The organism is Salinicola lusitanus, from assembly GCF_038648475.1.
Classification (GTDB): Bacteria; Pseudomonadota; Gammaproteobacteria; order Pseudomonadales; family Halomonadaceae; genus Salinicola; species Salinicola lusitanus.
This window is the reverse complement of sequence record NZ_CP151919.1, coordinates 3,693,983-3,719,881: the sequence shown is the minus strand read 5'-3', so window position 1 is coordinate 3,719,881 and position 25,899 is coordinate 3,693,983. Positions and strand designations below refer to the sequence as shown.

41 protein-coding genes are annotated in these 25,899 nt (G+C 62.1%); 28 read left to right on the top strand and 13 right to left on the bottom strand.

The window, feature by feature from the left end:
- Nucleotides 1-61: 61 nt before the first annotated feature.
- The 12 genes from AAGT95_RS16850 to AAGT95_RS16795 form a co-directional block, all read right to left on the bottom strand.
- On the bottom strand, nucleotides 62-1,189 hold the full coding sequence (locus AAGT95_RS16850; protein ID WP_342594555.1) for a phage integrase Arm DNA-binding domain-containing protein: 1,128 nt from the start codon (nucleotides 1,187-1,189) through the stop codon (nucleotides 62-64).
- Nucleotides 1,189-1,404, bottom strand: a complete 216-nt coding sequence (locus AAGT95_RS16845) for a helix-turn-helix domain-containing protein (protein ID WP_342594554.1) — start codon at nucleotides 1,402-1,404, stop codon at nucleotides 1,189-1,191. The genes AAGT95_RS16850 and AAGT95_RS16845 overlap by 1 nt, the downstream gene beginning before the upstream one ends.
- Before the next feature lie 55 nt (nucleotides 1,405-1,459).
- Nucleotides 1,460-1,846 (bottom strand): hypothetical protein, encoded by a 387-nt coding sequence (locus tag AAGT95_RS16840; RefSeq protein WP_342594553.1) that lies wholly within the window; start codon nucleotides 1,844-1,846, stop codon nucleotides 1,460-1,462.
- Between the two features lie 87 nt (nucleotides 1,847-1,933).
- Nucleotides 1,934-2,740 carry a DUF2303 family protein gene (locus AAGT95_RS16835; RefSeq protein WP_342594552.1) on the bottom strand — a complete coding sequence of 269 codons (807 nt, stop codon included), beginning with the start codon at nucleotides 2,738-2,740 and terminating at the stop codon, nucleotides 1,934-1,936.
- Nucleotides 2,741-2,829: 89 nt separating this feature from the next.
- A complete protein-coding gene (locus tag AAGT95_RS16830) occupies nucleotides 2,830-3,204 on the bottom strand; it encodes a hypothetical protein (protein ID WP_342594551.1) in 375 nt (124 codons plus the stop codon).
- Between the two features lie 52 nt (nucleotides 3,205-3,256).
- Nucleotides 3,257-3,625, bottom strand: a complete 369-nt coding sequence (locus AAGT95_RS16825) for a pyocin activator PrtN family protein (RefSeq protein WP_342594550.1) — start codon at nucleotides 3,623-3,625, stop codon at nucleotides 3,257-3,259.
- Nucleotides 3,618-3,896 carry a phage antirepressor KilAC domain-containing protein gene (locus AAGT95_RS16820; RefSeq protein ID WP_342594549.1) on the bottom strand — a complete coding sequence of 93 codons (279 nt, stop codon included), beginning with the start codon at nucleotides 3,894-3,896 and terminating at the stop codon, nucleotides 3,618-3,620. The genes AAGT95_RS16825 and AAGT95_RS16820 overlap by 8 nt, the downstream gene beginning before the upstream one ends.
- Before the next feature lie 12 nt (nucleotides 3,897-3,908).
- On the bottom strand, nucleotides 3,909-4,211 hold the full coding sequence (locus tag AAGT95_RS16815) for a hypothetical protein (RefSeq protein WP_342594548.1): 303 nt from the start codon (nucleotides 4,209-4,211) through the stop codon (nucleotides 3,909-3,911).
- Complete coding sequence (locus AAGT95_RS16810) at nucleotides 4,208-4,537, bottom strand: hypothetical protein (protein WP_342594547.1); 330 nt, start codon at nucleotides 4,535-4,537, stop codon at nucleotides 4,208-4,210. Before AAGT95_RS16810 ends, AAGT95_RS16815 begins: the two co-directional genes overlap by 4 nt.
- Complete coding sequence (locus AAGT95_RS16805; protein ID WP_342594546.1) at nucleotides 4,534-4,815, bottom strand: hypothetical protein; 282 nt, start codon at nucleotides 4,813-4,815, stop codon at nucleotides 4,534-4,536. Before AAGT95_RS16805 ends, AAGT95_RS16810 begins: the two co-directional genes overlap by 4 nt.
- Nucleotides 4,812-4,988, bottom strand: coding sequence for a hypothetical protein (locus AAGT95_RS16800; protein WP_342594545.1), 177 nt, complete (start codon nucleotides 4,986-4,988; stop codon nucleotides 4,812-4,814). The genes AAGT95_RS16805 and AAGT95_RS16800 overlap by 4 nt, the downstream gene beginning before the upstream one ends.
- Before the next feature lie 110 nt (nucleotides 4,989-5,098).
- Nucleotides 5,099-5,833: an XRE family transcriptional regulator gene (locus AAGT95_RS16795; protein ID WP_342594544.1), complete on the bottom strand. Its 735-nt coding sequence runs from the start codon at nucleotides 5,831-5,833 to the stop codon at nucleotides 5,099-5,101.
- Nucleotides 5,834-5,942: 109 nt separating this feature from the next.
- Between AAGT95_RS16795 and AAGT95_RS21680 the strand changes: the two genes are divergently transcribed.
- The 28 genes from AAGT95_RS21680 to AAGT95_RS16665 all read left to right on the top strand — a co-directional run bounded on the left by AAGT95_RS21680 (nucleotide 5,943) and on the right by AAGT95_RS16665 (nucleotide 25,584).
- Complete coding sequence (locus tag AAGT95_RS21680) at nucleotides 5,943-6,143, top strand: Cro/CI family transcriptional regulator (RefSeq protein ID WP_425356030.1); 201 nt, start codon at nucleotides 5,943-5,945, stop codon at nucleotides 6,141-6,143.
- 180 nt (nucleotides 6,144-6,323) lie between these two features.
- Nucleotides 6,324-6,824 (top strand): phage regulatory CII family protein, encoded by a 501-nt coding sequence (locus AAGT95_RS16790; protein ID WP_342594543.1) that lies wholly within the window; start codon nucleotides 6,324-6,326, stop codon nucleotides 6,822-6,824.
- Nucleotides 6,824-7,033 (top strand): TraR/DksA C4-type zinc finger protein, encoded by a 210-nt coding sequence (locus tag AAGT95_RS16785; RefSeq protein ID WP_342594542.1) that lies wholly within the window; start codon nucleotides 6,824-6,826, stop codon nucleotides 7,031-7,033. Before AAGT95_RS16790 ends, AAGT95_RS16785 begins: the two co-directional genes overlap by 1 nt.
- 59 nt (nucleotides 7,034-7,092) lie before the next feature.
- Nucleotides 7,093-9,621, top strand: coding sequence for a bifunctional DNA primase/polymerase (locus AAGT95_RS16780; RefSeq protein WP_342596541.1), 2,529 nt, complete (start codon nucleotides 7,093-7,095; stop codon nucleotides 9,619-9,621).
- A gap of 305 nt (nucleotides 9,622-9,926) precedes the next feature.
- On the top strand, nucleotides 9,927-10,469 hold the full coding sequence (locus tag AAGT95_RS16775) for a hypothetical protein (RefSeq protein ID WP_342594541.1): 543 nt from the start codon (nucleotides 9,927-9,929) through the stop codon (nucleotides 10,467-10,469).
- 49 nt (nucleotides 10,470-10,518) lie between these two features.
- Nucleotides 10,519-10,902: a hypothetical protein gene (locus AAGT95_RS16770; protein WP_342594540.1), complete on the top strand. Its 384-nt coding sequence runs from the start codon at nucleotides 10,519-10,521 to the stop codon at nucleotides 10,900-10,902.
- Between the two features lie 252 nt (nucleotides 10,903-11,154).
- Nucleotides 11,155-11,772, top strand: coding sequence for a glycoside hydrolase family 108 protein (locus AAGT95_RS16765; RefSeq protein WP_342594539.1), 618 nt, complete (start codon nucleotides 11,155-11,157; stop codon nucleotides 11,770-11,772).
- Entirely contained in the window at nucleotides 11,769-12,086 is a 318-nt protein-coding gene (locus AAGT95_RS16760) for a hypothetical protein (RefSeq protein ID WP_342594538.1), read from the top strand. Before AAGT95_RS16765 ends, AAGT95_RS16760 begins: the two co-directional genes overlap by 4 nt.
- The gene (locus tag AAGT95_RS16755) at nucleotides 12,083-12,547 is read left to right on the top strand and encodes a 3TM-type holin (protein WP_342594537.1); all 465 of its coding nucleotides are present in this window, start codon (nucleotides 12,083-12,085) and stop codon (nucleotides 12,545-12,547) included. Before AAGT95_RS16760 ends, AAGT95_RS16755 begins: the two co-directional genes overlap by 4 nt.
- Nucleotides 12,534-12,848, top strand: coding sequence for an HNH endonuclease (locus AAGT95_RS16750; RefSeq protein WP_342594536.1), 315 nt, complete (start codon nucleotides 12,534-12,536; stop codon nucleotides 12,846-12,848). The genes AAGT95_RS16755 and AAGT95_RS16750 overlap by 14 nt, the downstream gene beginning before the upstream one ends.
- Nucleotides 12,849-13,021: 173 nt before the next feature.
- Nucleotides 13,022-13,534 carry a phage terminase small subunit P27 family gene (locus AAGT95_RS16745; protein WP_342594535.1) on the top strand — a complete coding sequence of 171 codons (513 nt, stop codon included), beginning with the start codon at nucleotides 13,022-13,024 and terminating at the stop codon, nucleotides 13,532-13,534.
- Nucleotides 13,497-15,230 (top strand): terminase large subunit, encoded by a 1,734-nt coding sequence (locus tag AAGT95_RS16740; RefSeq protein WP_342594534.1) that lies wholly within the window; start codon nucleotides 13,497-13,499, stop codon nucleotides 15,228-15,230. The genes AAGT95_RS16745 and AAGT95_RS16740 overlap by 38 nt, the downstream gene beginning before the upstream one ends.
- Nucleotides 15,230-16,504: a phage portal protein gene (locus AAGT95_RS16735; RefSeq protein WP_342594533.1), complete on the top strand. Its 1,275-nt coding sequence runs from the start codon at nucleotides 15,230-15,232 to the stop codon at nucleotides 16,502-16,504. The genes AAGT95_RS16740 and AAGT95_RS16735 overlap by 1 nt, the downstream gene beginning before the upstream one ends.
- Complete coding sequence (locus AAGT95_RS16730) at nucleotides 16,494-17,195, top strand: HK97 family phage prohead protease (protein WP_342594532.1); 702 nt, start codon at nucleotides 16,494-16,496, stop codon at nucleotides 17,193-17,195. Before AAGT95_RS16735 ends, AAGT95_RS16730 begins: the two co-directional genes overlap by 11 nt.
- A 4-nt stretch (nucleotides 17,196-17,199) precedes the next feature.
- The gene (locus AAGT95_RS16725; protein WP_342594531.1) at nucleotides 17,200-18,441 is read left to right on the top strand and encodes a phage major capsid protein; all 1,242 of its coding nucleotides are present in this window, start codon (nucleotides 17,200-17,202) and stop codon (nucleotides 18,439-18,441) included.
- Nucleotides 18,442-18,507: 66 nt separating this feature from the next.
- The gene (locus tag AAGT95_RS16720; protein ID WP_342594530.1) at nucleotides 18,508-18,951 is read left to right on the top strand and encodes a hypothetical protein; all 444 of its coding nucleotides are present in this window, start codon (nucleotides 18,508-18,510) and stop codon (nucleotides 18,949-18,951) included.
- Complete coding sequence (locus AAGT95_RS16715) at nucleotides 18,948-19,280, top strand: head-tail connector protein (protein WP_342594529.1); 333 nt, start codon at nucleotides 18,948-18,950, stop codon at nucleotides 19,278-19,280. Before AAGT95_RS16720 ends, AAGT95_RS16715 begins: the two co-directional genes overlap by 4 nt.
- A gap of 2 nt (nucleotides 19,281-19,282) precedes the next feature.
- Nucleotides 19,283-19,468, top strand: a complete 186-nt coding sequence (locus AAGT95_RS16710; protein ID WP_342594528.1) for a hypothetical protein — start codon at nucleotides 19,283-19,285, stop codon at nucleotides 19,466-19,468.
- A gap of 9 nt (nucleotides 19,469-19,477) precedes the next feature.
- Entirely contained in the window at nucleotides 19,478-19,810 is a 333-nt protein-coding gene (locus AAGT95_RS16705) for a phage head closure protein (RefSeq protein WP_342594527.1), read from the top strand.
- 4 nt (nucleotides 19,811-19,814) lie between these two features.
- Entirely contained in the window at nucleotides 19,815-20,009 is a 195-nt protein-coding gene (locus AAGT95_RS16700) for a hypothetical protein (protein ID WP_342594526.1), read from the top strand.
- Entirely contained in the window at nucleotides 20,002-20,493 is a 492-nt protein-coding gene (locus tag AAGT95_RS16695; protein WP_342594525.1) for an HK97-gp10 family putative phage morphogenesis protein, read from the top strand. The genes AAGT95_RS16700 and AAGT95_RS16695 overlap by 8 nt, the downstream gene beginning before the upstream one ends.
- Nucleotides 20,493-20,864 (top strand): tail completion protein gp17, encoded by a 372-nt coding sequence (gene gp17, locus AAGT95_RS16690; RefSeq protein ID WP_342594524.1) that lies wholly within the window; start codon nucleotides 20,493-20,495, stop codon nucleotides 20,862-20,864. The genes AAGT95_RS16695 and gp17 overlap by 1 nt, the downstream gene beginning before the upstream one ends.
- Before the next feature lie 87 nt (nucleotides 20,865-20,951).
- Nucleotides 20,952-21,461 carry a phage tail tube protein gene (locus tag AAGT95_RS16685; protein WP_342594523.1) on the top strand — a complete coding sequence of 170 codons (510 nt, stop codon included), beginning with the start codon at nucleotides 20,952-20,954 and terminating at the stop codon, nucleotides 21,459-21,461.
- Between the two features lie 9 nt (nucleotides 21,462-21,470).
- The gene (locus tag AAGT95_RS16680; RefSeq protein WP_342594522.1) at nucleotides 21,471-21,959 is read left to right on the top strand and encodes a phage tail assembly chaperone family protein, TAC; all 489 of its coding nucleotides are present in this window, start codon (nucleotides 21,471-21,473) and stop codon (nucleotides 21,957-21,959) included.
- Nucleotides 21,866-22,120 carry a phage tail assembly protein T gene (locus tag AAGT95_RS21675; protein ID WP_425356059.1) on the top strand — a complete coding sequence of 85 codons (255 nt, stop codon included), beginning with the start codon at nucleotides 21,866-21,868 and terminating at the stop codon, nucleotides 22,118-22,120. The genes AAGT95_RS16680 and AAGT95_RS21675 overlap by 94 nt, the downstream gene beginning before the upstream one ends.
- Nucleotides 22,121-22,188: 68 nt before the next feature.
- Complete coding sequence (locus AAGT95_RS16675; RefSeq protein WP_342594521.1) at nucleotides 22,189-22,572, top strand: hypothetical protein; 384 nt, start codon at nucleotides 22,189-22,191, stop codon at nucleotides 22,570-22,572.
- 69 nt (nucleotides 22,573-22,641) lie between these two features.
- On the top strand, nucleotides 22,642-23,028 hold the full coding sequence (locus AAGT95_RS16670; protein WP_342594520.1) for a superinfection immunity protein: 387 nt from the start codon (nucleotides 22,642-22,644) through the stop codon (nucleotides 23,026-23,028).
- A gap of 60 nt (nucleotides 23,029-23,088) precedes the next feature.
- Nucleotides 23,089-25,584: a hypothetical protein gene (locus tag AAGT95_RS16665; RefSeq protein WP_342594519.1), complete on the top strand. Its 2,496-nt coding sequence runs from the start codon at nucleotides 23,089-23,091 to the stop codon at nucleotides 25,582-25,584.
- 6 nt (nucleotides 25,585-25,590) lie between these two features.
- Here AAGT95_RS16665 and AAGT95_RS16660 read toward each other — a convergent pair whose 3' ends face one another.
- Nucleotides 25,591-25,866: a hypothetical protein gene (locus AAGT95_RS16660; protein WP_342594518.1), complete on the bottom strand. Its 276-nt coding sequence runs from the start codon at nucleotides 25,864-25,866 to the stop codon at nucleotides 25,591-25,593.
- Nucleotides 25,867-25,899: the final 33 nt, after the last annotated feature.

Here is a 25,899-nt window from a genome sequence, read left to right as displayed (position 1 = left end):
GGCGGTTTTTCGTTTCCCAAAATTTTCCCAAAATATTCCCAAAACTCGACAGCGTTCAGGCTCAAGAGAGCAGGGAGGCCATGTCGAACGAGTTGCCTTTGGCGGCCTGCCAGCGGATGCCATGGCCGTCGAGATAGTGCTGGGTCATCTCTTCGTCGGCGTGGCCCATGAGCACCTGGATATCGCCGACCGCGACGCCTTTCAGCTCGAGCAGCCGGGAGCCGAGAGAGCGGATTTCGTGGAATGTGGGCTTTTCGCCGTCGGGTAGCCTTGCGATGGATTCGATTTGGTCACGCAGCTCGGCGAACTTTCGAGAGATCATGTCAGGCTTCACGCTGCTCCAATGCTCGTCTCGCTTCGCTGCTGCGGAGGTTCGTTCGGGAGTGCGGTGAATGACGAACGGTGAGAGCGGCGGTAGCTGCCGGCTGCGCTGGATCAGGTCATGGATCGCTGGCGTCATCTCGATAGCCACGTAGGCGGTCTTCGATCGCTCGCGAGTTTTCTGTCGGATGTAGTGCAGGGCCCCGTCATAGATGTGATCGTAACGGGCGGCGGCGACCTCCGCGCGACCGAATAGGCAGACGAGCGCCATCTCCATGGCGATCTGGAACCAGGGCGGCGCCATTGCGTAGATCGCGCGATACTGCTCGACGGTCAGCCTCTTGCGCTTCTTCGTGTATCCCTCGTCGCTTTTCCGCGTCGGTGCCACCGGGTTCTCCTTCATCCAGCCCTTCGTCTGGGCGAAGGCGAAGATCTGCGACAGCACCGATCGATACTGAACATAGGGATCGCCGCTGAAGTTCTCGTCGAGGTACTGGGCGCACCATCGCGTGTCGACCTGATCCAGACGCGCGTCTCCTCGGTCCTTGACCAGCCGGCCAGTGCGGTAATGCTTGTTCTGTTTCGTGCTGGCGCTGAGCTTCGGGTGCTTGTCGACTCGTTCCTCGAGGAACAGCGCCGCGGCATGGCGCAACGTGACACCCTCGGTGCCCATTACCCTGGCGACCAGGTCCGTGCCCGGCATCAGCCGTGCATTGAGCACGCGTGCAGCCGCCTGCGCCTTAGCCTTGTCTTTGCCCATGCTGTGCCACTTCCCTGTGACCGGATTCCGGTACGAGAAGTAGCCCCGGCTCTCGTACAGGTTGGGTTCCAGTCCCCGCTTCTGGCGAGAGCGTGGTCTCGATGCCACTACATGCTCCTCATGCTATCCAGGACCTGATCGGCTAGCTCCATTCCGGTCTGGTTTCGCTCAGCGTCGATATCGATATACCAGGTTCCGCCGATCCGCTTGGCCGGAATCGTACCTTCGTTGCACCAGCGTCTGACCGTCGAGATGCCTGGCGGTTTTCCTGCGAAGCGAGCTTTGCGCCAGTCTTCGAGACACATCAGCTTTCCAGTCGACATGATGTCCTCCTGATTCGTGCCTGGCATGGCATGCTGTCTGTCGTAATGCCACCCATCACATGACTCCCATCTCGAATCCCTCGGCCTCGACCTGCCGGCGGCGTTCACGGGCGAGGGCGGCCAGGGCTTCGCCGGTCTCTATCTGGGCCAGCAGCAGCTCAGCGATCGCAGAGGTTGGCTTGAGCGCGAGCAGGACGATGGCTTCTTCGTTCTCGTAGCGGTCGACTTCGACGAAGCCGGCGGGTACTTCAAATGGCAGGCTGTCGATGTAGGTCTGTGGGTTACGCAAATAGCACTCGAAAAATTCTTCATCGATGTCTTCGGGATGAATAGGTGGGTCGAGGCACTCGGTGTAAACCTTGAACCCGAGGGGCTCGAATATCTCCCTGGGCAGGCGTTCATCGAAAAGGCGGTGACAGTAGACGATCTCGATCAGTCGCATTGGTTTGCTCTCTTGTGGTGGAGTCCCGCCGCCGGTGGGTGACGGCGGCGGGTGGTGAACTATCCGGAACTTCCGGATAGTTGCCGGTCAGCCCTTGTTGAAGTTGCCGAGCAGCAGGGTGGTCTGCTCGCCAAGGTGGCTGGCGAGCACGCGCTTGAACTCCTGGGCGATCTCTTCTTTCACCGCCTCGAGGCCGATCAGGCGCAGCTTGAGCTTTGGCTTTTGATCGTCGGCGATGATGGAGACGCGCAGCGAGAAGGTGCGCAGACTGAGCCCTTCGTACGGGGTGCAACTGAAGCGGATGATCGAGGGCGTGGCGCCACCGGTCTTCGCGTCGAGCTGGTCGAGGCCGGAGCGGCTGGCGTTCCAGTCGTTGTCCTCGTGGGTGCGCTCGCTGGTCGCTTTGATCTCGATCCGGCGGACGGCGGCGGCGAGCTGGTTGGGGCTCATGCTGTCGCCCGCGCTGTCCTCGCCTTCGATGTTGCCGTTCCAGTCCTCGATCCAGGCGGCCAGGTCTTTCTGGCTGTAGGCGGTGCCATCGGCGTTCAGCAGGGCGGCAAAGGGTGCCGTCTTGTCGAGCGCGAGCGTGGCGGTGTGATCCGCATGGCCGGGGTCCAGATGGGTGCCGAGGTCGAAAAAGCCCTTGGCTCTCATGCTGTCGATATCGACGAACACGCGGGACTTGTCTTCGGCGTTGACGTAGGCGGCGTAGTCCTCGATGGAGGAGGTGGCGAAGTTGCCCCGGAAGCGGCCCGGGTTCTCCATGTACTTTTCGAGCGAGACGAGATCGTAGCCACGCGGGACCAGCATGGTCGGCACGTGGGTGCCGGGATCGCCGATGGTGGCGGCTTGGGTCAGGTCCTGGAGCTTGTCGAGTGCGTCGGCGTCAAACATGGGTCATTCCTTCATTGGTTTGGTGTGGTGGTGCCGGGCTTGGCCCGCCCGGCGTCGGGCTCCGCGACTGCTGTGGTGCTGCGGCTGGGTCAGGCGTTGGCGTTCTGCCCGGCCTTCTCGCCGTCGAACTCGAACTTGCCCTGGTTCTCCGGGAACAGCGTGAGCTTGCCGCCTTTGCCGACGTAGAGCGGGGTGGAGGTGGTGTTCTCCTCGCTGCGCTTGCCCTTGGCGGTGGGCTCGACGTAGCTGAGCTTGTGGCTGACATCGACCTGCCGGCTGGTGGCGATCTGCTTCACGTCCAGCGTGATGGTGACCTTGCCGGCCTTGCCGTTCTGGACGACACCGAGGGCGACGGCAGAGAGCGCGTGGGCGATCTTCTCGTGGAAGACGCCGGCATCGAGATCGCCGAGCAGCTCGGCGAAGTTGGTGCCGGTACCGGTGGTGGTCGGTTGGTTCTGGCTCATGATTGGTTTCCTCGTGGTGTGGTGGTTGGCTCAGGCGTTGGCCTGACCGGTATTAGCCGGCCAGTGAGGGCGGCTTTTCGTGCTCTGTGGTCGGCAGGGCGCGGCGGTAGTCGCGCCAGTGCCGCGACGGTAATTGCTTAACGCCGGCGTGCGCCTGGCGTTCGATCAGCACCGCCAGGTGGTAGATGCACACGAACGGCTGGGCCTTCTGGCTGCGGTCCAGCGTGATGACGGGCAGGTCGATACGCCCTTCGCGGATCGCGGCCCGGAAGTTGGCCTCGTTGAGGTTGCGGAAGTAGCGGCCGCGCACGGCGTCCAGCGGGATCAGCACGTCGCCGAACTGCTCGAACAGCAGGGCGACGGTGCTGCTGTCGTTGGAGGCGTCTTCGCTCTGCCACTCGGGTGGGGTGATCTCAGGCATCGTTGGCGGCCTCGCGGTGGATGCGGACGCCCAGCTCGCCGGCTAGCCAGAGCAGGCCGCGTTCGGTGACCAGCGTCTTGCCGTAGGGCACTTCGCGGCCCAGCCCAGGGTTGACCACGCTTTTGGCCTCGACGGCGAACCGTCCGGCGCGGACGTGGGCCCGCTGAGGCAGGTTGTGGCTGTCGAAGATGTGGCGTTCGCGCAGCTGCCGGCAGAGCGTGGTGCGGCCGGTACCGAGCAGGGTGGCGGCGGTTTGCAGGTCGTATCGCATCGGTGGCCTCCGTCAGGTCAGGCGTTCGAGCAGCTTGGCCAGCGCCCAGGTGGCATCGGCCGGCGTGCCGTTGTGCAGGTTGAGCACGCGGACGCCCTGGGTGTTGGTGAGCGTGAGCGAAATGCCGGCGCCGGTGTCCTCGATGTGGCCCTGGGCAACGACCTCGCCGACCCGCTCGATGGTGAGCGGGTAGTGGGTGCGTTCGAGCAGGTTGCCGGTCAGGCTTGCCGCGTTGGTGTGTGCGGGCATCAACCCGACGATCAGGACTCGGGGCTGGCCGGTACGGGTGAGCAAGTCATGGGCGGGGGCGTTCATGTGCAGGCCTCCGGCTTGGCCAGCAGGCTCTGCAGGTAGGCGATGCTCTCGCTGAGATCGTCCAGCGCGGTTTCGGAGAGCGCGGGGCGACCGTCCTGGTTGCGTGGCAAGTAGATGGTCTTCGCCCAGATCGATTGGCAGCCCATCTTGTGCGGCGCCCTGGTCACGCGGATATCGAGCTCGAAGGTGTGAGCCCAGAAGTGCGTGTGAACGTGGTGCTGGCCCTGGGCGGTGATGTCCAGCGCGAGATCCTGAACGCCGTACATCAGGGCACGCATACCGCTGGTGATCGCCGGTGCGGCGGCGGGGAAGCTGAGAACGGTCATGATCTGGCCTCCGGCGCGTCGTCGGCGTCGGACAGCACCTGGTACTGGTCCTCGATCCGCTCTGCCAGGTCGGCGTATAGCTCACGGGGCGACCAGTCATTGAGCTTGAGAAAGCTCGCCGGGCTCTCCGAGATCTTGGCATCGGCACGGTCCGGACGGTTGGTTCGCTGCCTGAGCGTGACCTCGATGGTTAAAGGGCCATCGGTCGTTGGGAGGATCAGGGTGCCGCCCTGGCGACAAGCCTTGCGCAGCGCGCGTTCTTGGGTGCGGTTCATCATGCCGTCACCGCCTGGCCGCGCGTGGCGGTCATCGGGATCAGGCGGGCGGCGCTGGCGCCGAGGACGACGAGCATGCCGGTTTCACGCTGAATGCGTTGGATGCTCTCGGGGCTGGAGCCCGACGCCGGATGCAGATACACCCGGCCCGGGGTCTTTCGGGTATTGGTTTGCATTTTTGAAGGCTCGACCTGTGGTGGAGGTACAGATCGAGATTAGCCTGGCTGTTATTATCAGTCAACAGTCTGGCTAATATTTGTGACGCGAGGTGTCGCTGCTAGGTTGCCTACAAGTCCTCAAGCTTCCACTTGGCCTTGCCAACGACAATCCATTCGCGATCCATGCGGAGATAGCGGGGGGAAAAATTCTCGTTGAGAGCGCATAGGTAGTAATCGTCGCCCTCTTTTCGTAATTGCTTGAAAGTGCCCGTGTTGTCATCCTTTCGAGCAAAAACGAAGTCACCAACCTTCCACTCAAGGTCCGGGTCGATGATGACCTTGTCAGAGTCTACGAACTTGGGCTCCATCGAGATGCCTTCGATGCGAAGTGCGAATGCTCGCGGCCCGGTAGGTCCTGGAGCTGTCACCCATTCCTCAATGTCTTGTTCTTCGAAAACCTCAAGCAGCCGGCCCGCGGAGGCTTGCCCGATCACAGGCAAGCGTCGGGCCGTATACCCCAAAACCGAGGCATTGTCTGCAACGCCATCAGGCTCGTTGGGTTCATGGTAGCGATAGGTCGTAGGCATTTCTTCCACCAACCGAGGACTAACCTCTGCTGGGTCGAATTCAAGAGCTTTGGCGAGCTTCAGCAACGCTTCAAGGTTGAGGGTCAGTCTGCCGGTGAGGTACTGGCTAACCGCGCTTTGGCCAGACCAGCCGCATTTCTCAGCGATGAATTCTTGGCTGAAGGGTTGCTTGAGGCTTTTCGCCCGCGCTTTGCGGTTCTCGTAAATCTCACGCAGGCGGGCATGCTCTTGCCTGGTGACCTCGAGAGGGGGCTTGGATATGTCGATCTGTGGCATTACCCAAGCTTATATTTTGGTCGTGTCTGAACAAGAGTGACAGCTAATATTTGTTGCGCCAATAAATTAGCTGGGCTACTGTGTCGCAAGGATAAACCGAGATGTGGCTATGACGTCCGACATGACTCTCAAGGAATTCGTTGAGCAGCACTCGCAGGAGCGGGTGGCGCATATGATGGGTATGACCCAGGGGGCCATCTCTCAAATGCTCCGTTCGAAACGCTCCTTGTTCGTAGCTGTCGATTCTGACCAGCCGTGCGGATATCGGTTTTACGAAATCAAGGCGCTCGGTAAGAGTCGAGCCGCCTAGGGTGCCGGGATAGGCTTACCTATCTCGGCGGTGCCCGAGGAAGGGTTCTCCACCACAGATCGACCTTCCTCGGGGCTTGTGTGACGCAGATGAGCAAACCAATAAAGCTGTCTGCGCCACGGCCTTGATAGTACACCACCTTTGGGCCGTGGCGCATGGCAACGATTCAGGAGTAATGCCATGGGCAAGCAGTGGCCAACGTCGCGCGATCGTGCGATGACCGAAGTTCTACCCCTCAATCTTTCCCTCTATCATGCCGGGCGCGATTACGCCGGCGGCATCAAGGCAGTGGCCGCCGTCCATGGTCTCAACCCGACGACGCTGCAGCACAAACTGAGCCCCACCCATGAGTCCCACAAGATCAACATCGATGACCTGGAGGCGGTGCTGTCGACGACGCGTGACGACCGCATTCTGGACAGCATCGGTGAGATCGCCGGTGGGGCGATTTGGGTGCGCCCGCAGGAGGCGACGCAGCAGGTCCCCGAGCTGGGCATGCTGGGGTCGTTGAAGCAGCTGCATCGTGAAGTTGCGGAGGTCGTCGAGACGCTGAGCGATAGCCTGGACGACCAGGTGATCGACATCGTCGAGGCCAAGAAGCTCGATCTTCGCATTCGCCGCTTGCTCGGGGCGGTGCTGGCCGTTGAGAAAGCGGCCGAGCGCTACGAGGAGGACGAGTGATGGCTGACAAGGCAGATATCGCGCAGGAGCTGATCGACGAGCGGATGACGCGGGCCCTGGCTGCTCGGCAGGCCCCGCGCCGGCATGTGGTGCCGGTCGATGACGAGTGCGTCGACTGCGGCGAGACGATCCCCGCAGCGAGACGGGAGCGGGTGCCGTATGCGCTGCGGTGTGTCGAGTGTCAGTCGGCAAAGGAGGGGCGGCGGTGAGTGATACCCAGTCAACGACGCGAGGTAGTTGGGCACGGCGGTACGTCGAGAAGCTGGGCATGTCGTTGGTGGCTATTCCGCCGGGGCAGAAAGCCCCCCGCACGCCAGGCTGGCAGCAGGCCGAGAACCAGATGGCGAAACCCGATATCGCCCAGGCGTTCTGGGAGCAGTATTCGGATCACAACATCGGCGTGGTGCTTGGCACCTCGGGGCTCTGCTCGCTGGACGTCGATGATGTGCCGGCCACGCGCCAGGTGCTGGCCGACCTGTTGGGGCTGGATCTGGATGAGATGGCAGGGCGTTATCCGACTGTTGTGGGTCGCCCCGATCGGATGCGTCTACTGTTCCGAGCGCCGGTGGGGTCTGAGTTAACCCGGAAGGCGCTGTCATGGCCGAATCAGGATGCAGACGGTAACTTTACGGTGGTCGAGCTCCGCGGCGGCGCGGTGCAGGATGTGCTTCCTCCTTCGGTTCACCCCGATACGGGTAAACCCTATACCTGGAAGACGCCGCCGCAGGATGGCGTGATCCCGATGCTGCCGGACGAGATTCTGGCCGCGTGGGTGAACTGGGACATTTTCAAGCGCGATGCGCTGTGTGTCTGCCCGTGGGCGAAGCCGGAAGCCTCCCCCGAACCCCACCGGCAGGAGCGCCGCGCGAAACAGGCCGGTGGCGGTGAATCGGTTATCGATGCCTTCAATCGGGCGCACGATATCGGGCAGATGCTAGCCGCCCACGGGTACGTGAAGCGCGGGGCGCGGTGGATGTATCCGCACAGCAGTACGAAACTGCCGGGCATATCGATTATCGAGGGCGGGGCGTTCTCGCATCATGCCTCCGACCCGCTCAACACTGGCCATCGGGTCGATCCCTTCGACGTGTTCTGCCTGCTCGATCATGCCGGTGACGTTCGCCAGGCGGTGAAAGATGCAGCGCGCATGTTGGGCATGGAGAGCCAGCGGCAGTCACTTCCCCCTGCCCCTACGGGCGACGGATCGGAGCCCAGCGCTCCGCCTGAAACCGGGGGCGAGGGGAGCGATGGTTCAGACTTCGACGATACGACGGTGCTTCGCCGTTTCGCGTTGATGGAGGGCGAGAAGAAAGTGTTCGACCTTCACCGCCGGCGGATTCTCAAGTGGGCGGCATTCGAGGCGCTGGTGACGCGGCAACTGGCGAAGGCGTGGCTGGATCGTGGGGACAAGAAGATCGTTGATGCGGAGCAGGCGAAGCGCCAGACCGACGAGGCGAAACTGGCGAGCAAGCTCAAGGGGGACACCGGCAAGGTCGGCATGGTGCCGATGGAGCGCTATGTCTTCCTCGATGGCACGCAGGATATCTGGGATTGCCAGCTACGCATGCGGTTACCGAAAGGGGCCGTGCAACTGGCGTTGGGTGACGCGTTCTCGTTGTGGGTCAACTCCCCGGAGCGCAAGCAGATACCGCATGACCGGTTGGTGTTCGATCCGCGCATGACTAAGGACCCGGCGACACACATCAACACGTTCGAGGGCTTGCCGCTGGCGCCGGTAGATGCGCCCGAGCGGTGCAAATCCATCGTCTACCTGATCCATTGGCTCTGCAACGGCGACAAGGAGGCGATGCACTGGTTGACGTGCTGGCTGGCCTACCCGCTGCAGAACATGGGCGCGAAGATGGACACGGCAGTGCTCGCCCACTCGACCATGGAAGGTTCGGGCAAGAGCTTGTTGATGTCCGACATCATGGGCGAGATCTACGGCCAGTATGGCGCCACCGTGGGCCAGGTGCAGCTGGAGTCGAGCTGGAGCCAGTGGCAGGAGAACAAGCTCTACGGCGTTTTCGAGGAGGTCGTGAGCCGCGATCAGCGCTACAACCAGGTTGGCCGGATCAAACATATGATCACCGGCAAGACGATGCGCATCGAGGCGAAGTTCGTCAGCGGCTGGGAGCAGACCAACTACATGAATGCGGCGTTTCTCTCCAACGAGGTGATGCCGTGGCCGATCAATGAGAACGATCGTCGCATGCTGGTTATCTGGCCGAAAAAGACGTTGCCCCCCGAGGCGAGCGTGGCGTTGAAGAAGGAGCTGGATGCTGATGGCGTGGCAGCGTTCTACAACTACCTGTTGCGCTACGACACGGGCGATTTCAACGAGCGCACTAGGCCGCCGCTGACGAAAGCGAGGCAGCGGCTGGTCGAGATGAGCCGGGCGGCATGGCAGACGTTCCTGGTGGCCTGGCGAAACGGGCTGCTGGGCGTGCCGTATACCGTGGCGCGGACGCAGGATGTGCACGACCTGTTCCTCGAGTGGTGCAGCAAGAATCGTGAGCACACGATGAGCGAGACTAAGTTCTCGCTGTTGCTGAGCAGTGAGATCGAGAAGAGCGACAGCCAGATGGGGTGGTACACGATGGACGAGAAACGTGTGCGCTCGATGTTCTACCTCCCCGACCCTCCCAATGACGTGGATCTCAGCGACGGCCGCAAGCTGGGGGCGCTGGTGAAGCAGTTCCGCGATGCCGCGCTAGAGGCCGGCTGGAATCCGCTCGGTTGGGACAAGTGCCAGGGCTGGGTGAAACCGTATAGGGCCGCCAATGACGCCGCATAGCGCTCAGGTTGTCTAGGGTGTCTAGGCACTGTCTAGGGTCGTTTTTCAGGGTATAGACAAGACAAATGATTGATATGAAAGCGAATATTAGGGGCTGTCTAGGGTGTCTAGGGTTTCACGCGCCCGCGCACGTATGCGTAACGCCATAAGTAGCTATCCCCATCGGTTCGATATTTTTTCTATACGCGCGGTAACCCTAGACACTATAGACACCCTAGACAATCAATAATAAATCTATGATTTTATTGTTTTTATTCTGTCTAGGGTTCTGTCTAGGGTTGGGGTAAATCTGTCTAGGGTTTGAAATGGAGACGAAAGCGATGGTTCCGGCAGTTCTCGAGCGCCCCTGCAAGGCATGCAAGCACGACGATATCCGGCTGCGGTATCGATACTTGAGCAACCACAGCCTGCAGTACGTCGGCCAGTGTCAGCGCTGTGGAGCTGCGACCAATGCCATCAGCAAGCAGTCCGCGTTAGCCTTCGCCCAAGGCGAGGAGATTCCCGAATTCAGCACGGCACTGCGTGAGGAAGCACAGCACGCCAACAAGGTGGCTTCCGATGAACGCCACGAGGCGTTGCTGGCGCAGCTTGCCGAGCAGCCGGGGTTCTGGGAACGATACGCTGAGTATTTGGCCACTGAGCGCTGGCAGCAGATCCGAGCCAAGGTATTGCGCCGAGCTGGAGGCCGATGTGAGGGCTGTCTCGATAACCCTGCGACTCAGGTACACCATCTGAGCTACAAGCACCTTGGGCATGAGTTCCTGTGGGAGCTGGTCGCGATCTGTGACACCTGCCACGAGCGATGCCATAACGAGGGCCAATACGATTTCATGAATCGCACGCGCTGAGCGCCTGCCACCACCAGGTGCACAGCGATTACCACCACGGAGCAAACCAATGATCAAAGAAATGGACCAGTTGCTGAACCATTGGGCGGAGCAGCACGCTCGCCGGGGCGGTCAGCCGCAATCGATGCTGGCGCAAGCTATCGAGTTCGGGGGGATCCCGCCGCGCGGCACGGGTCCGAAGAAGTCACGCGACCTGTTGAACCTGGGCGAGCTGGACAACGTGGCTTGGGAGGTGGAGCAGGGGCTGCAGCGTTTGGAGTGGCACCACCAGATGATGGCCGATGAGCATTACCGCGATGGCGGCTACAGCCAGGCCAAGTGCCAGCGGCTGCAGATCTCTTCTAGCAGCTACTACGAACGCCTCGACCGGCTGCACAGGAAGCTGAAGGAGTCGCTGAAGGACACTGCAACTCGCCGGCAGATGAGTTCATGACACCCGCCTATTGTGATGCGTTTCCGATACGTTGCCCCTGTATTGCGATGCTGGCATTACCGACCCGTTGATGCCACCGGAATGGGCCGATATAAATCAGTCAGACTTCACAGAGTTATGCCCGCAGCGTCCATGGTAGTTCCCCTTGACCCGGCTCCCGCCGGGTCTTTCTTTTGGCGCTGGGGTCACCACGTTGCTCCTGTCTGTGGTGGACAGCCGCCCGGCGCTCGCCGGGCACCTATTCGAGGTTCGATGATGACGACGCTCAAACGCCGGTTGGTCACGGAAGTGATCGATCGCGAGGGTGGGTACGTCGATCACCCGTCGGATCGCGGCGGGCCGACCCGCTATGGCATTACCGAGGCCGTCGCCAGGGCCGAGGGCTATGCCGGCGACATGCGCGACTTGCCGTTGAGCCTGGCCATCTCGATCTACGAACGGCGGTATTGGGATTCGCTGGCGCTGGACAGTATCGAGCCGATCAGCGAGTCGCTGACAAGTTACCTGTTCGATTACGGCGTGAACAGCGGGCCGGGCCGGTCTGGCCTCGAGCTTCAGATGACGCTGAACGCCCTGAACGATCAGCAGCGGTTGTATCCGGACGTCGGCGAGGATGGCGCTGTCGGCGGCAAGACGCTGGCCGCGTTGGATGGCTTTCGGGTCGCTCGTGGTGCTGCTGGTGTCGAGGTGCTGGCCGAAGCCATCAATGGCTGTCGTATCGCGTTCTGCCGTGAGTTATCCCGAAAACGCCCATCTCAAGAGGCGTTCACGTTCGGCTGGTTCAGCCGGATCGTGAATCTACGCAATGAAATCGCAGGGCCGCTATCAACCCAGCGCGCCATCAATCTCTATACCGAGGCCGCGCGATGAGTGAGGACCAGGACATGCCTGTCCGTTCGCGCCCGATCATGGAACGTCACATTCAGACTGTTCTGCTGTCCGTCATTGTTGCTGCACTGCTCTGGTTCGGCAGTAGCGTCGTCGAGGTGCGCGAGGGATTCGCGCGGCAGGACGAGAAGATGATCGGCGTGCAGAGTCAACTGGCACAGATCCAAGCTGATCTACGTAGCCAGTCTGATAAGTATTACCCGAGGGCGGATGCCGAGCGCGAGATGACCTCGTTCCGCAGCGACATTCGCACGCTGCGCGAGCGCGTGACCGTGCTCGAGGGGAAGGATCAATGAGCATAATCGACAAGGCGCTCGGTGCCGTTGTCTCGCCGATCCTGGATATCGTCGATAAGGCGGTGACCGATAAGGACGAGGCCGCCCGGCTGAAGGCGGACATCACCAAGCTGCTGATCACTGAACGTTCGTCATCGCTCAATGCCCGCATGAAGGTGGTGTTGGCCGAGGCCAACGGCGAGAGCTGGCTCCAGCGCAACTGGCGCCCGATCACGATGCTGGTCATCGTGGCGATCGTCGCGAACAACTATCTGGTCGCGCCATACCTGGGGGCCATGTTCGGCGTCGGGCTGACGCTGCCCATGCCTGAGCGCCTTTGGGATCTCATGACCCTTGGCGTCGGTGGCTACATCACGACTCAGGGCATCCGTGAAGGCGTCTCGACGTGGCAGCAGGGGCAGGTCGCCAAGGAGCAAGCGAAAGCGGGGCGGCTAGGTGACGAGATCGATGCGCGACGATAGCCGAGGTAACGCCAACGCTCGTGGCTATGGCCGCAAGTGGCGCAAGGCCCGGGAGCAGTTCCTCCAGCAGCATCCGCTTTGCGTGTTCTGCCAGCGTCGCGGTCGTGTGACGGCGGCGACAGTCGTCGACCACATCGTGCCGCATCGTGGCGATCTCAAGTTGTTCTGGCGCCGGTCCAACTGGCAGTCGCTGTGCAAGCTGTGCCACGACACCGAGAAGAAGCGCATCGAGAACGGAGGCAGCCTGCCGGGCTGCGACCTCGACGGCGTGCCGACTGACCCGAGCCATCACTGGTCCTGACCCGCGATCTAGTTGGATTTCTCGAAATGCGAATTTCTCGCGTTTGAGAGGCCGGGGTGGGTCGAAAGTTCACAGGGTCAGCGCCGGAGACCGTCCGCTCATCTCTTTTCGTGAAAGCGGGAAAAATGGCAGGGGGGTATTCGGCCCCGGGTATTCACCAACGGAGGTTCGCCATGGCGGGCAATCGCAACTCAGGTCGCAGAGCGCTGCCGTCGAACGTCCACGCGCTGCGCGGCAACCCATCGAAGAAGTCGGCGCACGAGCTGCATGACAATTCGGCGCCTTCGCTCAATGCGGAAGCGCCGCCGTGCCCCAGCTTCCTAACCAAGGACGCCAAGGCTGAATGGAAGCGGATCGTTCAGGATCTGGTCACGCTGGGTCTGATGACGAAGGTCGACCGCGGCGAGTTGGCCGTCTACTGCCAGGCGTGGGCCGACTGGAAACACGCGCGCGAGAAGATCACCGCCGCTGAAGACTCCGGCTACGTAATGAACACGCCCAGCGGCTACAAGCAGATGAGCGTCTGGATGCAGATCGCCAACCGCGCTGAGGAACGCATGCGCACCGCCGGCAACTCGTTCGGTCTCAACCCCAGTGCTCGCGCCAAGCTCGGCACGGGTACGGTCGGGCAAGGAGAACTCTTCCCCAATGAGCAAAAGGAAACCGCCGCAAAGTACGGTCTCTGACGACCGCGCGACGGCCTACGCTCATGCGGTGGCGGCCGGTGACATCATCGCCGGGCCGCAGGTTCGCAACGCCTGTGCTCGCCACCTGCGGGATCTGGAAGAGGGCCACGAACGCGGCTTGACCTGGAGCCTGGAACACGCCCAGCACGCCATCGGATTCTTCGAAGAGGTGCTGCGTCTCAACGGCGGTCGGTTCGAAGGCGAGCCGTTCAAAGTGCTGCCCTGGCAGGCATTCATCATCGGGTCACTGTTCGGATGGATGGGGCCGGACGGCTGGCGTCGGTTCCGTGTCGCTTACGTTGAAACCGGCAAGGGCTCCGGCAAGTCGCCGTTGGCCGGTGGCGTTGGCCTATACGGTCTCGTGGCTGACGGTGAGAGCCGTGCCGAAGTCTATGCCGCGGCGACGAAGAAGGAGCAGGCCCAGATCCTGTTCCGCGATGCCGTGGCAATGGTCGACCAGTCGCCACTGCTGGCGACCCGTATCGCAAAGTCGGGCGCCGCCGGCAAGGAGTACAACCTCGCGTTTCACCGTACGTCGTCGTTCTTCCGGACGGTGGCGGCGGACGACGGCCAGTCTGGTCCGCGCCCGCACATCGCGTTGCTCGATGAGATCCACGAGCACAAGACGGCGATGGTCGTCGAGATGATGCGCGCCGGCACCAAGAGCCGTGACCAGGCGATCATCTTCATGATCACCAACAGCGGCACCGACAAGCTCACCGTGTGCGGTGACTATCACGACTACGCCGACAAGGTCGCCAGCGGGATGCTGGAAGACGACGCCTTCTTCGGCTTCGTCTGCGGGCTCGACGAGACCGACGACCCGTTCGAAGACGAACAGTGCTGGTACAAGGCCAACCCCTCGTTGGCCTACGGCATCCCCGGGCTCAAGTACCTGCGGGAGCAGGTGACACAGGCGCGCGGCATGCCCTCGAAAGAGGCCACCGTCCGGCGCCTGAACTTCTGCCAGTGGGTGCAGGCGGATAACCCCGCGATCAGCCGGGACGCCTGGCTGGCAGCGGAGGACAAGTGCTTCGACGAATCGCTGCTCGATGGCCGCCGCTGCGTCGCTGGTCTCGACCTCTCGAGCACGCAGGATCTTACCGCGCTGGTGCTGATGTTCGAGCCCAGCGAAGCGGACCCGGTCTGGCGCATGGTGCCGTGGTTCTGGCTGCCGGATGACGGCTTGCAACGGAAGGCCGAGCAGGACCGGGTGCCGTACCTGGTGTGGCGCGATAACGGCCATTTGGAAACGACGCCTGGGCGAGCGATCAACAAGCGTTTCGTCCTGCATCGATTGAGCGAGTTGGCCGCGCGATTCGACCTACAAGCGATCGGCTACGACCGTTGGCGCATCGAGGATCTGCAGTCACTGATCGCCGAAGAGGGCGTCACACTACCGCCGCTCAAGCCGGTCGGTCAGGGCTTCAAGGACATGGCACCGGGTGTCGACGAGTTCGAGCGTCGCCTGATCAACCTGGAACTCAGGCACAACAGCCACCCGGTGCTGACCTGGTGCGCGGCCAACGCCGTCTATCAGGAAGATCCGGCGGGCAATCGCAAGATCAATAAGGCCAAGTCGACCGGCCGCGTCGACGGCATCGTTGGTGCTGTCATGGCGACCGTGCTGACACTGACCGAGCTCGAGGGTGAAGAGAACCTCGACGACTTCCTCGACAACATGGTGATCGCCTGATGGGCCTTTTCAACGCCACACGCAAATGGATCGGCAAGACCATCCGACTCACCGATGGCGACTTCTGGGCCTCCTACTATGGCGGCGAGAGTGTCACCGGCAAGAGCGTGACGGCACAGACCGCGCTGCAGCTCTCGGCAGTCTGGTCCTGCGTTCGGCTGCTGTCCGAGACGGTGGCCACGCTCCCGCTCGGTCTCTACGAACGGGGCTCGGATGGCAGCAAGAAAGCGGTCAGCGGCAACCCGCTCTACACGCTGCTCCACGACCAGCCACACGCCAACCTGACGGCGGTCGAGTTTTGGGAACTGGTCATCGCGCATATCGCGCTGTGGGGGAACCACTACTCACGGATCGATCGCAACGGCGTCGGCACCATCGTCGCCCTGGAACCGCTCAATCCCGAGTACATGTACGATCCCGAGCCGGATGATAACGGCGATCTGGTCTTCGTCTACAACGGCGAGAACGGGCGTGAGGAACTGACCGAAGCCGATGTCTTCCACGTCAAAGGCTTTGGCGTCAGTGGCCGCGTGGGGCTCTCGGTGATCAGCTTTGCGCGCAACTCCATGGGTATCGCCATGGCGACTGACGAGGCCGCCGGCAAGACGTTTGCCAATGGAATGCAGACCGCCGGCTTCGTCCAGGCCGACAAGGTGCTCAACAAGGAGCAGCGCGACAAGTTCAACCTGGCGCTGCAACAGTTCACCGGCTCATCGAACGCCGGCAAGACGATGCTGCTGGAAGGCGGCTTCACCTATCAGCCGCTGTCATTGAAGCCGGAAGACGCTCAGATGCTGCTGTCCCGTGGCTTCAACATCGAGGAAATCTGCCGCTGGTTCCGCGTGCCGCCCTGGATGATCGGCCACACGGAGAAGTCGACCAGCTGGGGCACCGGCCTGGAACAGCAGAACATAGCGTTCCTGACCTATGCGCTGCGCCCGTACTTGACCCGCATCGAGCAGGCGGTGAAGCGCCAGCTGCTGACGCGCACCGAGCGTCGCACGTTATTCGCCGAGTTCAACCTCGAAGGCCTGCTGCGCGCCGACAGCGCCGGGCGCGCTGCGCTCTATGCCAGCTTCGCCCAGAACGGCATCAATACCCGTAACGAGATCCGCGCCCGTGAGAACTTGCCGCCTGTCGAGGGTGGCGACGTGCTCACGGTGCAATCGAACTTGATCAGCCTGTCCCAGCTTGGGCAGAACACCGACGACCAGCAGGCCAAGCAGGCACTGAAGGCCTGGCTACTCGACGAGGAGACGCCCCGTGAAACGTGAGAAGGCAGCGCTAAAAATTCGAGACTTCAATCTCTCTATCAAGGCCGTCGACGAAGACGGCCTTTTTAGTGGCTACGGCAGTGTGTTCGGCAATGTCGACAGCTACGGCGAAGTCGTCGAGCGCGGGGCGTTCGGCAAGAGCCTGCGCGCCATCGCCGATAGCGGGCGCAAGGTGCCAGTGCTATGGCAGCACCGCCAGGGTGAGCCGATCGGCATCTACACCAAGCTCGAGGAAGACGACCGCGGCCTTTACGTCGAAGGTCGGCTTCTGAAAGACAGTGTTCGTCAGGCGGCTGAGGCGCACGCGTTGATGGTTGCCGGCGCCGTCTCTGGTCTCTCGATCGGCTACTACGTCATCGACGATAGCTTCGACGAGTCCGAACGCGTCCGGCGGCTCAAAGAACTCGAGCTGATGGAGATCTCGCTGGTCACCTTCCCGGCGAACGATGAAGCCCGAGTCGAAGCGGTCAAGTTCGCGATCGCCCACGGCACGCTGCCCAACCTTCCAGACTTCGAGCGGTTCCTGCGTGAGGCAGGCTTCTCGAAGACACAGTCCGCGGTCATCGCCAATCGCGGGCTTTCGCACCTGCTCCGGAGTGAGTCCGGGGACACGGGCAACCCTGACCCGGCGGAACTCAAAGCCCTCGGCGACGCGCTGAGCGGTTTCAAACTTCCCTCATTCGGAGACTGACCCCATGGGAATGCAAGAACGCTCTATCCTCGAACTCGGCCGCAAGTCCGGTGGCGGCGATCAGAAGCCCGAAGAGATGAGCATGAAGCAGCTCATCGAAGCGCTGAACAGCCGTGACGCCGAGATCAAGAAGTTCTGCGAGAACGCGCAGAAGGAGATCAAGGAAACCGGCAAGATGGCCGAGGACACCAAGGGTGCCCTCGAGCTGCTCGCCAAGAACGGCACCGAGCTGCAGGACCGCCTGACCGAGCTGGAGCAGAAGAATTCCCGGCGCGGCAAGCAGGAATCCAAAGCCAAGAGCTGGGGCGAATCCGTCGCCGAGGCCGAAGGCACCAAGTCGCTGATCAAGGATCGTCGCGGCTCCTCTGGCCGTATCGACGTCAAAGCGATTACCAGCGTGGGCGACGGCGGTTCTGCCGGCCACCTGGTCCGCCCGCAGCGCCTGCCGGGGATCATCTCCTCGCCGGACGAAGTCCTGACCGTTCGTAGCTTGATCATGCCGGGCCGTACTAACTCCAGCTCGATCGAGTACGTGCAGGAAACCGGCTTCACCAACAACGCCGCGCCGGCGCCGGAAACCACGCTCAAGGCGGAATCCGACATTCAGTTCGGCCTGGCGAATGCCAACGTGCGCACCATCGCGCACTGGGTGCAGGCCACCAAGCAGATCCTCGACGACGCGCCGCAGCTCGCCAGCTACATCGACGGTCGGCTGCGCTATGGCCTGGCCTACGTTGAAGACCAGCAGTTGCTGCTGGGTGATGGTACCGGAGAGAACCTGTTCGGCATCCTGCCGCAGGCGTCGGATTACAACACCGCTCGCACCAAGGCGGGTGACACCCGCTTGGATGTGCTGCGTCACGCCATCCTCCAGGTGCGCCTGGCGCAGTACCGCGCCAGCGGCATCGTGCTGCATCCGGCGGATTGGGAAGAGATCGAGCTGACCAAGACCGACGACAACGCCTACCTGTTCGCCAATCCGGTGAACTCGACGCAGCCGCGTCTCTGGGGTCTGCCGGTGGTCGAGAGCGATGCGATCCCCGAGGGTACGTTCCTCACCGGAGCCTGGAACATGGGTGCGCAGATCTTCGACCGCGAGACGACCACCGTCGAAGTCTCCACCGAAGACCGCGACAACTTCGTCAAGAACATGGTCACCGTCCGCGCGGAAGAGCGCCTGGCGCTGGCCGTGTATCGCCCGGAGTCGTTCGTGAGCGGCGCCTTCCCGGACACCGTCGAAGGCTGATCGGCGCGAGCCACAACCCATCGTTTCAGGGAGCAGGGCGGGGATAACCCGCCCTGACGCATTGCCATGAAAGTGACAGCACTCAAGACCTTCGTCGGGAAAGCGGGCCTCATCAAGGCCGGCACGCGTTTCGAGACCGACGATCTCCATGTCAAGCAGCTCGAGCGTAACGGCCTGGTCTCGCGCCATGAGGTCAAGCCGATGGAACCCGAGATCAAGGCGCCTGGTGGCGACGATGAGGCACTGCTCGCCGAGCTGCGCGCCCGTGCTGCTGAACTCGAGATTCCCAACGCCAACCGCATGAAGGAAGCCACCCTGCGCGAGCGCATCGCCGAAGCCGAGAAACCGGCCGGTGACGGAGATGGCGCCGATGACGGAGGCGAGCCCGATCCCGACGTCGATGATAGCGAAGGCGCCGAGGACGACACCCCAGGTGAAGGTGGCGAGCCAGACCAGCCCGAACTGGCGGAAGGCGAGCAGGGCGGAGACGACGAGGCCGACAAGTCATGAGCCTGATCGATCTCGCCCTGGCCAAGCGGCATCTGCGCCTGGATGTCGACTTCGTCGAAGAGGACGAGATCATCGGCCTCTACCTCGCAGCGGCTCAGGATGCGGCCGAGCAATTCCTGGGTCGCAAACTCTACGCCGAGGGTGCGGTGCTGCCGGCAGACGACCCCAATGGCCTCGTCATGCCGGCATCCGTGAAAGCCGCGATCCTGCTGACGCTGGGGCACCTGTACGGCAACCGCGAGGATGTCGTCATCGGCACTATCGCAACCGACATGCCCAACGGCGCCCAGGCTCTGCTCTGGCCGTATCGAACTGATATCGGAGTCTGACTATGACCGACATCGATCTTATCGTCGCGCTGCAAAAGCAGACGGCCGCGCTCGACCGCCAGACTGCCGCGATGCACGAACTGGCCGAGTCCAACCGCGCCGTAGTCGACATGCTCATCGCCGAGGAGTCCAAGCAGGACGACGAGCGCGAGATGGGCGTGCTGCTCGACGGCACGCCGGCGCGCTGAGGAGGCGACATGCAGGCAGGAAAGCTACGCCACCGCATCGAGTTGCAGCAGAAAGGCACCGGGCGCAATCCAGATACTGGCGGCGTTATCGATGAGTGGCAGCCGGTCAAGACCGTCTGGGCATCGATCGAGCCGCTCAGCGCTCGGGAGTTCATCGCCGCCGGCGCACCCCAGGCATCGGTGACCACCCGCATCACTATCCGCTACCGCGATGGTGTGACCGCCCAGATGCGCGCCGTCAGCCGCGGCAAGATCTACAACATCGAAGGCGTACTCCCGGATGCCAAGTCTGGCCGGGAGTACCTGACGCTGCCCTGCAGCGAGGGAGTCAATGATGGATGAATCAATGAAGCTGTGTTTGCGGCGTTCCAAGAATGGCCACAGCTATGCACTGCACGATTCCAATACCGGCGAGATCCTGCCTGCCCAGCAGCGTGTGGAGGTGATCCAGGAGCCGGGCGATCTCACCAAGGTAGTGGTGACATTCGTAGCGGATGCCAGGGCTTCTTCAAGAGTCCAGATCGAAAGAGACGATGTCTGACTCCATCACCTTCGACGTCCAGGGACTCAACGCGCTCGGCGACCGCCTCGAGGGCCTGCAGTACGACATCAAACGCAAGGGTGGCCGCTTCGCGCTGCGCAAGGCGGCCAATGTGGTGCGGGACCAAGCCATCGCCAACGCGAAGCGGATCGATGACCCGGAGTCGGCGGCGGACATCGCCGAGAACGTGGCCGTTCGCTGGTCGGGCCGCTACTTCAAGCAAACCGGTGATCTCAAGTTCCGCGTCGGGATCATGGGCGGTGCCGGCGGTCGAGCCAAGAGCGATGCGCTGGACAGCCTGCCTGGCGGCGATACTCGGCACTGGCGTCACGTCGAGTTCGGTACCCAGTACGCCCGCGCCCAACCATTCATGCGCACGGCGCTGGCCAGCAGCATCGACGCGGCGTCGCAAGAGTTCGTGACGCAGTACGGCAAATCCATCGATCGCGCGCTCAGGCGCGCCGCTAAGCAGGCAGGCAACTAATGCGAACAGTCCCTATGTATGCCGCCTGCCTGGCAGACGCCGGCGTCCGCGCCGTGTTCGGTGACGATCCTCGGGTCTATCCGTTCGGGAAAGCCGCCGCCGGCGTCGCCAGCCCGTACGCAACCTGGCAGATCATCACCGGCGCCCCGGAGAGCTATCTGGCCGAGCGGCCCGATATCGACAGCGCCACGATCCAGATCGATGTCTACGCGGATATCGACGACCAACTCCTCGCCGGCGTCGTCGCGTTGCGCGACATGCTCGAGTCGCAGCCTGGCGTGAACATCGCGCGCTGGGGCGACGAAGACACTAAGCCCGAGACGGGCGCCCGGCACCGATCGTTCGATGTCGACTGGTGGGTGCGGCGCTGAGGCAGGCCCAACAACCACCCCACGAGGCCCGCCACTGAGCGGGCCTTTTCATTGCACCAAAGCCCCGCTGGGGCAGGAGATAGCACGATGTCCATTCTGGCCCAGGGCACGCAGGTGTTCATGGTTCGCAGCGCCACGGTGAAGCGTATCAAGGGCGCTACCGCCTTCAATCCCGCGGGTAACCCCCGCGACCAGCTCGACGACACCACGCTCGAAGACACCGACTCCCGGCAATACAAGAAAGGGCTGGGGACGCCAGGTCAGGCGTCGTTGACCCTGAACGCTGACCCCAGCGATGCGGTGCATATCGAGCTTCACGAGATGGCCAACGATGGGTCGGAGGAGCGAGTCGACTTCTACGTTGGGTGGAGCGACGGCCCTGTCGATGCTGATGGCAAGCCCACGGCGTTTCCTGAGATTTCCTCCGGATCAGTCACGCTTCCCGAGACTCGGACCTGGTATCACATCCGCGGTTACGTGAGCGACTTCCCGCTCGACTTCGCCTCCAATGCGCTCGTCAGCACACAGGCCACCATTCAGCGAAGCGGCAAGGGCACCTGGACGCCCAAGGCGCCGGCCGCTGGCACCGGGGAGTAATCGACAGCCATGCAGCTATCTATCGACAACCTCAAGCAACAGGGCGCCTTCACCGGCGCCCCGGTCGAGAAAACCATCGAATGGACGCAGGACGGCGAGACGTTCACCGCCACGACCTACGTCCGGGCGATGTCCTACCACACCGCCGTCAGCGATATCGCCTCGGCGCGCAACGGCAGCGATGCCGTTGCCGGTCGGATCGCGGCCTGCATCTGTGATGCCGAGGGCAAGCCGGTGTTCACCGTGGCGGATATCACCGGAGACGCGGATCCGGAGCGGGGCGCCCTCAACGGCAACCTGACCATGGAACTGTTGCGGGTCATCGGTGAGGTCACCGGCCTGGGAAAGAACCGGACGAGCTCGACGCCGAAGCCGAACTCTTCCACGAGCTCGTCCTCAACGGCATCGGCGGCCGCTCCATCGAAGAAGCGCGGCAGCGCCTCAGCTACGCGGAAGTCCGCCAATGGGCAGCGTACCGACGGAAGCACGGCGGGCTAAACCAGGGCGAGAAGATCGAGCGCGCCGTCGCCCAGCTCACCACGATCTACGCCAACTCGCATCGGAAGAAAGAGGTCGAGCCGTTCGGCCTTCACGACTTCATCCCGCACCGGGAGCGGGAGGGAGAATCGCTCGAGCAGGCCATGGCGACGTGGAATTGATGTGAAAGGGTAGAAACATAAGGTAACAAAGGGTAATGTTTCTTGCGGGAACAATGCTGGGAATTCCAATGAAAAAGACATTTATCGCTATTGCAGTGGCTGGGTTGCTTGCCGGATGTGCGTCATACGGTAATCAAAAACTCGGAGATGAAACCGAAGCTACTGTTTCGAGCAAAATCCATGAGGACGAGACTACCCAAGCGGATCTGCTCAATATGCTCGGTAATCCGACTGACAAGTCATTTCGTGAGGATGGTAAAGAGGAGTGGACTTACGTCTATTCTGATGCGTCAGCTGACGCTGTGAACTTCATTCCTTTCGTTGGGCTGTTCGGTACTTCTACTTCCGGCACCTTGAAAAAGCTGAACGTCATCTTCAATGAAGATGACACGGTCTGGCGCTATGCCATGACGGAATCTGCCAATGACATGAAAACCGGCGTCTTTAAATAGCCGGGCTTCAAATTCAATGCGGGCGGTATGAAACCCCGTTACAGTATGGGAAACAGCAACGGGGGAACCATGGAAGCTCTTATTTCGATGGCGATCTCGCTGGCGCTGTACCTGCTGCCAACGATTATCGCCGCCGCTCGCCACAAGCGGAATGTTGTCGCGATCGGTGCGCTGAACATCCTTCTCGGCTGGACGCTGATCGGCTGGGTGGTGGCGCTGGTCTGGTCCCTCATGCATGACAAGGTGGACCCGCATCAGCAGCCTGCCAGTCGCGAACAACACCAATCGGTCGATGAGATCGAGAGACGCATGAGCCGTAGCCGCGTCTGGATAGCGGTGGTGGTCGTGATTGCTGGGGTGATCTTCCTGGTCTACCAGCATCAGAACGCCGCCGCGCCGCCCGGAGTAGAACAGACGCAGCAAGGACCAGTCGATACCAACGAGCGCGAACTCTAGCCCCGCGCTGAACCATTCATGAAGCCGCCTTCGGGCGGTTTTTTTGTGCCCGGAGAAAGCATGGCAACGCGATCACTTGGTCAACTGACGCTGGATCTGGTGGCTCGCATTGGCGCCTTCACCGGTCCACTGGACAAGGCGAAGCGAACGGCCAAGTCCGACATGGCGGACATCGCCAAATCGGCGAAGGTGGCGTCGACGGCCGTTCTCGCGATAGCTGGATCTGCAGCCGCCACGGGGACCGCTGTGGTGGCATTCACCAAGCACGCCGCCGACAGTGCCCGGGAGCTGAAGAATCAGGCCTCCCTGGCCAATGCCTCCACCACGGAAATCCAGCGCTGGGGCTACGCCAGCCAGCAGGTAGGCATCGAGCAGGACAAGCTCGCCGACATCCTGAAGGATGTGAACGATCGTGTCGGGGATTTCATGGCCACCGGCGGTGGTCCGATGGCGGACTTCTTCGAGAACATCGCGCCTCAGGTCGGCGTGACCGCCGAACAGTTCCGATACCTTTCTGGTCCGCAAGCGCTGCAGCTCTATTACGATTCGCTGCAGAAAGCGAACCTTAGCCAGCAGGATATGACCTTCTACCTGGAGGCCTTGGCCAGTGACACGACGGCCTTGATCCCGCTGCTACGCGATGGCGGCAAGAGCATTGCGAGCATGGGCGATGAGGCCGAGCGTCTGGGGCTGGTGCTTAGCGATATGGATATCGCCCAGCTCGAGGAGTTCGCTCGGCAGTTCGATCGCATCTCCGGGCAGATCAGCACCATCGGCAACATGCTGGCAGCAGACCTTGCGCCGTACCTCACGGTGATAGGGGACCGGATTCAGGACGTCTCGAAGAATTCGGAGGAGCTCGGGCTGATATTCCCGACCGCCATTCGAAACAGCATCGAGGCCACCGGCTGGCTGCTGGATGCGCTTCACCTGCTCAACGTGCCGCTGCAGGGACTCCAGGCTTTCGCCGGGACCATAGCCCAGGCGTACACCACGGCATTCGCCACGATCACCGAGGCGGCGACGAACTCGCTCGACTTCATCGCTGGCGGGTTGAACGAGCTGATCGCTGGGTTCAACCACCTTCCCGGTGTTGATGTTCCCTTGATCGGCAGCTTCAACAATTCGCCCTACATGCAGTCGGTGCGGGCGATTGCGAAGGAAGTCGCCGAAAGGGCGGAGAAGCAGCGGCAAGACTTCGTCGACGCGGTCACGGATCCGCTACCGAGTACGGCCATCGACGAGTACCTCGCCGATGTCGATGCCAAGCTAGAGGCGTTCCGCGCAGAGCACGACGGGGTGGAATTGAAGCCGCTCGACGATTGGCTCTTCAAGCCGCCGTCGAAAGTGACTGGCGGCACCGGTGCCGGTAGCAGCACCGACGACCCCGCCAAGGCCATCCGCGATCAGATCGCCTCGCTGAAGCAGCAAGCCGAGATGGTCGGCCTGACCACCGATCAGCAGACGCTGTTCAAGCTCGCCGCCGAGGGCGCCACCGATGCGCAGTTGGCACAAGCCCGTGCGGCGCTGGAATCGGTGGCGGCCTACGACGACCAGCAGCAGGCGCTAGAGGACTACCGTTCGCTGGTCGAAGAGCTGCGCACCCCCGAAGAGAAGCTCAACGACACGCTGCTCAAGCGCCTCGACATCCTCAAGGCGGCCAAGGTCTCGCAGGACGAGTACGCCGATGCCGTGGCCCGCATCGCGGATGCCGGATTCACCGATGCCCCGGAGTACCAGGGGCTCGACGCCTCCATCGGCGGCGCCTTCGGTGAGCTGGGCAAGATCGACGAGGCCCAGGCGGAGCTCGAGGATTGGTACGCGACGCAGCTGGAGATGCTCGACAACTACCGCAGCGAGCGCGCCGACCTCACCGAGCAGTGGGACGCCCAGGAGCGCGACCTCAAGCAGGAACACGAGAACGAGCTCGCCCGCATCGAGCAGGCGCGCCAAGTGGCGCAGCTCGCCGCGGCGGAGAGCGTGTTCGGGGATCTCGCCGGCCTCACGTCCGCATTCGTCGGCGAGCAGTCTGGCGCCTACCGCGCGCTGTTCGCGGTCTCCAAGTCTGCCGCCGTTGCCCAGGCGCTGATGAATGTCCCGTCGTCATTCTCGAAAGCGTTCGACGCTGTCGTCGGCATCCCCATCGTCGGACCGGTGCTGGCCCCGGCAGCGGGCGCCGCCGCTGCGGCCGCGCAGGTCGCCCAGGCCACGCAGCTCGAGAACATCGGCATGGCGCACGACGGGATGGATTACATCCCGAAAGAGGGTAGCTACTGGCTGGATCGGGGCGAGCGAGTCACGACCGAGAAGACCAGCGCCAAGCTGGATCGCACTCTGGATGACGTGCAGGCCGGGATGGAGCAAGGCGGTTCCGAAAGCGGAACTGGCGGGATCAATATCCAGATCATCAACCAGACCGGGGTGCCGGTCCGTGCTCGGGCCGAGTACATCACGCGAGATGATCTGGCCGTCATTCTTCAGGAAGACGCGAAGAGAGACGGCCCGACGCGGCAGGTTCTGACTTCTAACTACAACATGACTGGAAGAGGGAGGTAAGGCTGGTCAGGAGGGCGATCTTTTCGCCTCAACCTCTGCCTTCGTGGTGATGATCAGATCCCGCATCGCTTCAACTAAGTGCTTCTGCATTCCCTCGGTTGGCTCTGGTTTAAACCGCTCGAGGTAGGCGTTAGCGATCTCGATGTTCGCATCTGCATTAACCATCAGTTGGGGGAGCAGGAATACGAACAGTGTCGCGCGCAGCTCGTTCACTGATGAGATTGATATGTCGGCTTCGGCTTCTAGATCCTCGATCTTCTTCATTATTTCTTCGACGTTCATGGACACCTCCATTTCAGTTGAAGAATTACCTTA